This window comes from Microbacterium sp. Leaf351 (assembly GCF_001423825.1).
GTDB classification, from domain to species: Bacteria; Actinomycetota; Actinomycetes; order Actinomycetales; family Microbacteriaceae; genus Microbacterium; species Microbacterium ginsengisoli.
On record NZ_LMPK01000015.1, the window covers coordinates 27944 to 32329 of the forward strand.

Consider the following 4386-nt stretch of genomic DNA (forward strand, 5'->3'; position numbering starts at 1 on the left):
GCCGGTCGGCTCACTCGCCAGCTCGCTCGGGTCGGGGCGGAACGACGCGATATCCGCGGCGGTCACCGTCGGCGCGCCCGGATCGACCGGCTGAGCAGGGTCCAGACACATCGCCAACCCGCAGTCCACCTGGTTCGAGAGGTCGCCCACCCTCTGCAACGGCGTCGCGTTCGTGTAGTTCACCGGGCCCAGGCCCGACCGATCATCAGACTGCGAGTGGCGAGGCACCCACGTCGACCCCGCATCGCCCGACGGCGCGCGCTGCTCGACGAGGTCTACCTTGGTGCCGGAGTTCGCGACACACGGCCCTGTCCAGGCGCCCGCTCCACAGTTCTGCCCTTGAACGCCGGAAGCTGTGAGACCGGCAGCAACGACGACTGAGATCGCGAGTGTCAGAGCTAGCACTTCACGCCTGATTCGTCGGGCCCGAAAGAAGTGATCAGAGCTCGAGTAGCTCCGGAGGAGAGGGGCGCAGCTCTTAAGCGCATCTGCTGGATGTCCGGGCGGTCCGGACTTACGACACTGTTCCCCGACTCGTCCACGACGTGCACTTGTGAGACGTCCTGACACACGGCAAGCTCGACAACTCCGGTCGAACTATCAAACCGACGGTCGACTATCGACTGAACGCGAGTGTTACCGGATACCGAGTAGGCGCGGGCGTGCATGTCGGAAAAGGTCTTTCGGTCCGCGGCAAGCGCTTCACCGGTCGTCAACGCGAACACGGGCTCGAATGTCGTGGGATCGGAGAGGTCCACACGGTTCAACGCGTCGACATACGCCCGATACGTCGCCTCCGCCGCGGCATAGGCCTCCGCCTCACTCAACGCCGTCGGCGTCGGGGTGGGCGCGGGGGCGCCGCATCCGCTCATGACGACCGCGGTGAGCGCGGCGATCAACGCGATAGCGGTGCGACGGGGAGCCTGCGACATGCGCCCCAAGGTAGACGAGTACACCGGCATGACCAGGGGTTATCCACAGTCGGCGACCGTCGACGCGCGAACGACGGGCCGGTGGAGGGAACCCCTCCACCGGCCCGTCGTTCCGTGCGGTCGGGTCAGCCCTTCGTCGATCCGGCGAGAAGGCCGCGCACGAAGAAGCGCTGCAGCGCGAAGAACACGATCAGCGGAACGATGATCGAGATGAACGCACCGGCGGACTGCAGGAACCACTTCGAGCCCCACGAGCCGGATAGCGAGTTCAATGTCTGTGTCAATGGCAGCGAACTCGATGGAGCGAAGATAGTCGCGACGAGCAGGTCGTTCCAGACCCAGAGGAACTGGAAGATCGCGAACGAGGCGATCGCCGGCATCGCGAGGGGCAGGATCATCCGGAAGAAGATCTGGCCGTGCCCGGCGCCATCGACGCGCGCAGCCTCGATGAGCTCCGCCGGGATCTCCGCGATGAAGTTGTGCAGCAGGAAGATCGCCAGCGGCAGGCCGAAGATCGCGTGCGCGATCCACACCGTCGCGAAGCTGTGGTCGACATCCCTCAGCTCGAAGCCGGGGAACACCGCCACTCCCCCGATCTCGAGACCCCGTGAGAACAGGCTCAGCAGCGGCACGAGCGCCATCTGGATCGGCACGATCTGCAGCGCGAAGACGAACACGAACAGAATGTTGCGGCCCTTGAAGTCGATCCACGCGAACGCGTACGCGGCGAGCGAGGCGACTGCGATCGGAATGACCGTGGCGGGGATCGTGATCGCGAGCGAGTTGATGAACGACTGCCCGAGGGTGAGCGCCGTACCGCCCGAGGTGAGCGCCTCGAAGTAGTTGTCGAGGGNNNCGAGGTGACGAACAGGCCGAACGTCGGGATCGTCCACAGGATCGCGATGAGGATCGCGATCAGAGTGGCTCGCTTCGAGGTCAGCTTCTTCTGCGCCAGGTTCTCGTTGCGGCGGGTCTCTCGCGCCGTACGGCGGGCCGCACGGGCGTCGAATGCGGGCTGGGCGTCGATGACGGCCATCAGCGCACCTCCTTCTGCTTGCGCAGCTGTCGCGCGTTGTAGATGATCAGCGGCAGCACGATGAGGAACAGCACGACGGCGAGGGCCGACGAGTGCCCGTAGCTCTGGAACCGCTGCTGCTGGTTCACCATCTCGAAACCGAGCACCGTCGAGTCCGACCGACCGCCGGTCATCACCGCCACAATGTCGTACACCTTCAGTGCGGCGATCGTCAGGGTCGTGAGCACGACGACCAGCGACGAGCGGATTCCGGGCACCGTCACGTTGATGAACCGCTGCCACGCGTTCGTGCCGTCGAGCTGCGCAGCCTCGAGCTGCTCGGTCGGCACGGCCTTGATCGCGGCGGAGAGCACGACCATGGCGAACCCGGTCTGCGTCCAGATGAACACGATGAGCAGGCAGATCGTGTTGACCAGTGGCGCCGTGTCGAGCCAGGGCACCGGCTGACCCCCGAGCCCGGTGATGATCGCGTTCAGCAGGCCGATCTGGTCGCCCTGCCGATAGTCGTAGATGAACTTCCAGATGATGCCGGCACCCACGAACGAGATCGCCATCGGCATGAACACGAGCACCTTGAGGATCTTCTCGCCGCGTGCACGGTCAATGAAGGCGGCGTACGCGAGGCCGAGCGCCGTCGAAACGACCGGTGTGACGAGAGCCCAGATGAGGGTGTTGATGACCGACCAGAAGCCTTCCGGGTTCGTGAAGGTCCAGATGTAGTTGTCGAGCCCGACGAACGACTTGCCCGTCTTGTCGAAGAACGACTGGTAGATAGTGCTGATCGCCGGGTAGATCAGGCCAAGCAGAAGCAGAAGCGCTGCCGGCGTGAGGAAGATGATCAGCTGGAACAGGTAGCCCGCGCCTTCGCGAGCCCGGTAGTCCGCGAAGAACAGGAGGGCGCCGAGGCCGAGGGCGATACCCACGACCCAGAGCACGGCGTTCTGGTACGGACGCAGCAGCATGAAGGCGATCACCGGCAGCACGAAGCACGCGGCCAGTCGCAGCCAGAAGTATCCGCGCCCCGCACGGGGGGCGTACTCGATGAGCAGCAGGATGACGCCGACCACCGCGAGCGCGACGGCGAGCATGATCGGGATCTGCAGCAGCGGATTCAGGTTGCCGATCCACTGGAAGAAGCTGTTGAGCGAGAAGCCGAGCGTCGTCGGTCGGGCGTTCTCGACGTGGGGTCCTGTCACCAGCAGGACGAAAAACGCGACCACCGCCACGGCGGCGATGATCGCGATGATGGTGGCGACGCGACGCGTACCGCCCGCGCGGGGCGTCTGCGTGTTCGCGGTCATCGGATGCGACGACATCGTCTCTCCCTCGATTCAGGGCGGAAACCGCGCCGTGAGGGGACCGCTCCGAAGAGCGACCCCCTCACGGGCGGCCTGCCGCCGTCAGGCGATCAGTTGTTGTAGCCGGCCTGGATGTCGCTGAGCACCTGGTCGGTCGGCTTGCCGTCGATCCAGCTGACCATGCCCTTCCAGAAGGAGCCCGAACCCACCGTGGCGGGCATCAGGTCCGACGCGTCGAAACGCACGACCGTGTTCTGGTCCTGCAGCGTCTTCATGGCGTCGGTGAGGAACGCGCTCGAGGCCAGGCTCGGGTCGGCGCCCTTGTTGGCCGAGATCACGCCGCCGAGCTTGACGCGGGCGTTCGCGAAGTCGGGGCTCGACATGTACTCGAGAACCTTCTGCACGGCCGCCGAGTCACTGAACGACGCGACGAACTCGCCGCCGGCCTCGACCGACTGCGCACCCTCGGTGATGCCGGGGAGGATGAACGCGTAGACGTCACCGTCGGGGGCGACCTTCGGGGTCTGACCCGAGGCGGTCTTCACGTCGAGGAAGTTCGACGAGAGGAACGACGCCTGGTGCGTCATCGCGCAGCTGCCGTCGGCGACCTTGGCGGCGACGTCGGCGAACGCGGTCGAGTTGATGCTCTTCACATCTCCGAAGCCGGCGTTGACGTACTGGGGGTTCAGGAGGATCTGACCCACCGCGTCGAACGCGCTCTTGATCGGGGCATCCGTGAACTTCACCGTGCCGGCGACCCACTGGTCGTAGACGTCGGGGCCGGACTGACGCAGGACGAGGTCCTCGATCCAGTCGGTGCCGGGCCAGCCCGACGCGTCACCCGAGGCGAAGCCGGCGCACCAGGGAGCCTGGCCGGTCTTCTGCTGAATGGTCTTGGTCAGGGTGAGCAGGTCGTCCCAGGTCTTGGGGACGGAGACGCCCCACTCCTTGAACTTCGCCGGCGAGTACCAGACGTAGCCCTTGACGTTGGCGAGCATGGGCGCGGCGTAGAACGTGCCGTCGACCGTGCCATACGTCTTCCAGTCCTTCGACCAGTACTTGTCGACGTTGGCCGAGACGGTGTCCGACGCCTTCTTGACGTCGCCCGTGCCGACCAGGG

At 65.5% G+C, this 4386-nt stretch carries 5 protein-coding genes and 1 pseudogene; all 6 read right to left on the reverse strand.

Annotated elements, in window-relative coordinates:
- A partial coding sequence (locus tag ASG00_RS17255; RefSeq protein WP_235559228.1) for a hypothetical protein occupies positions 1-183 on the reverse strand: 183 nt, incomplete at its 3' end.
- A gap of 215 nt (positions 184-398) precedes the next feature.
- A complete protein-coding gene (locus ASG00_RS05815; protein WP_048809133.1) occupies positions 399-932 on the reverse strand; it encodes a hypothetical protein in 534 nt (177 codons plus the stop codon).
- A 125-nt stretch (positions 933-1057) separates the two neighbouring features.
- The coding region (locus ASG00_RS05820) for a carbohydrate ABC transporter permease (protein WP_235559229.1) at positions 1058-1785 on the reverse strand (728 nt) is incomplete at its 5' end.
- Positions 1786-1788: 3 nt separating this feature from the next.
- Positions 1789-1968: pseudogene (locus ASG00_RS17260) on the reverse strand (carbohydrate ABC transporter permease); the annotation flags it as partial.
- Positions 1968-3269, reverse strand: a complete 1302-nt coding sequence (locus ASG00_RS05825) for a carbohydrate ABC transporter permease (protein WP_235559232.1) — start codon at positions 3267-3269, stop codon at positions 1968-1970. The gene ASG00_RS05825 and the pseudogene ASG00_RS17260, both read right to left, overlap by 1 nt.
- A gap of 107 nt (positions 3270-3376) precedes the next feature.
- On the reverse strand, positions 3377-4386 hold a 1010-nt coding region (locus ASG00_RS05830; protein WP_235559235.1), incomplete at its 5' end, for an ABC transporter substrate-binding protein.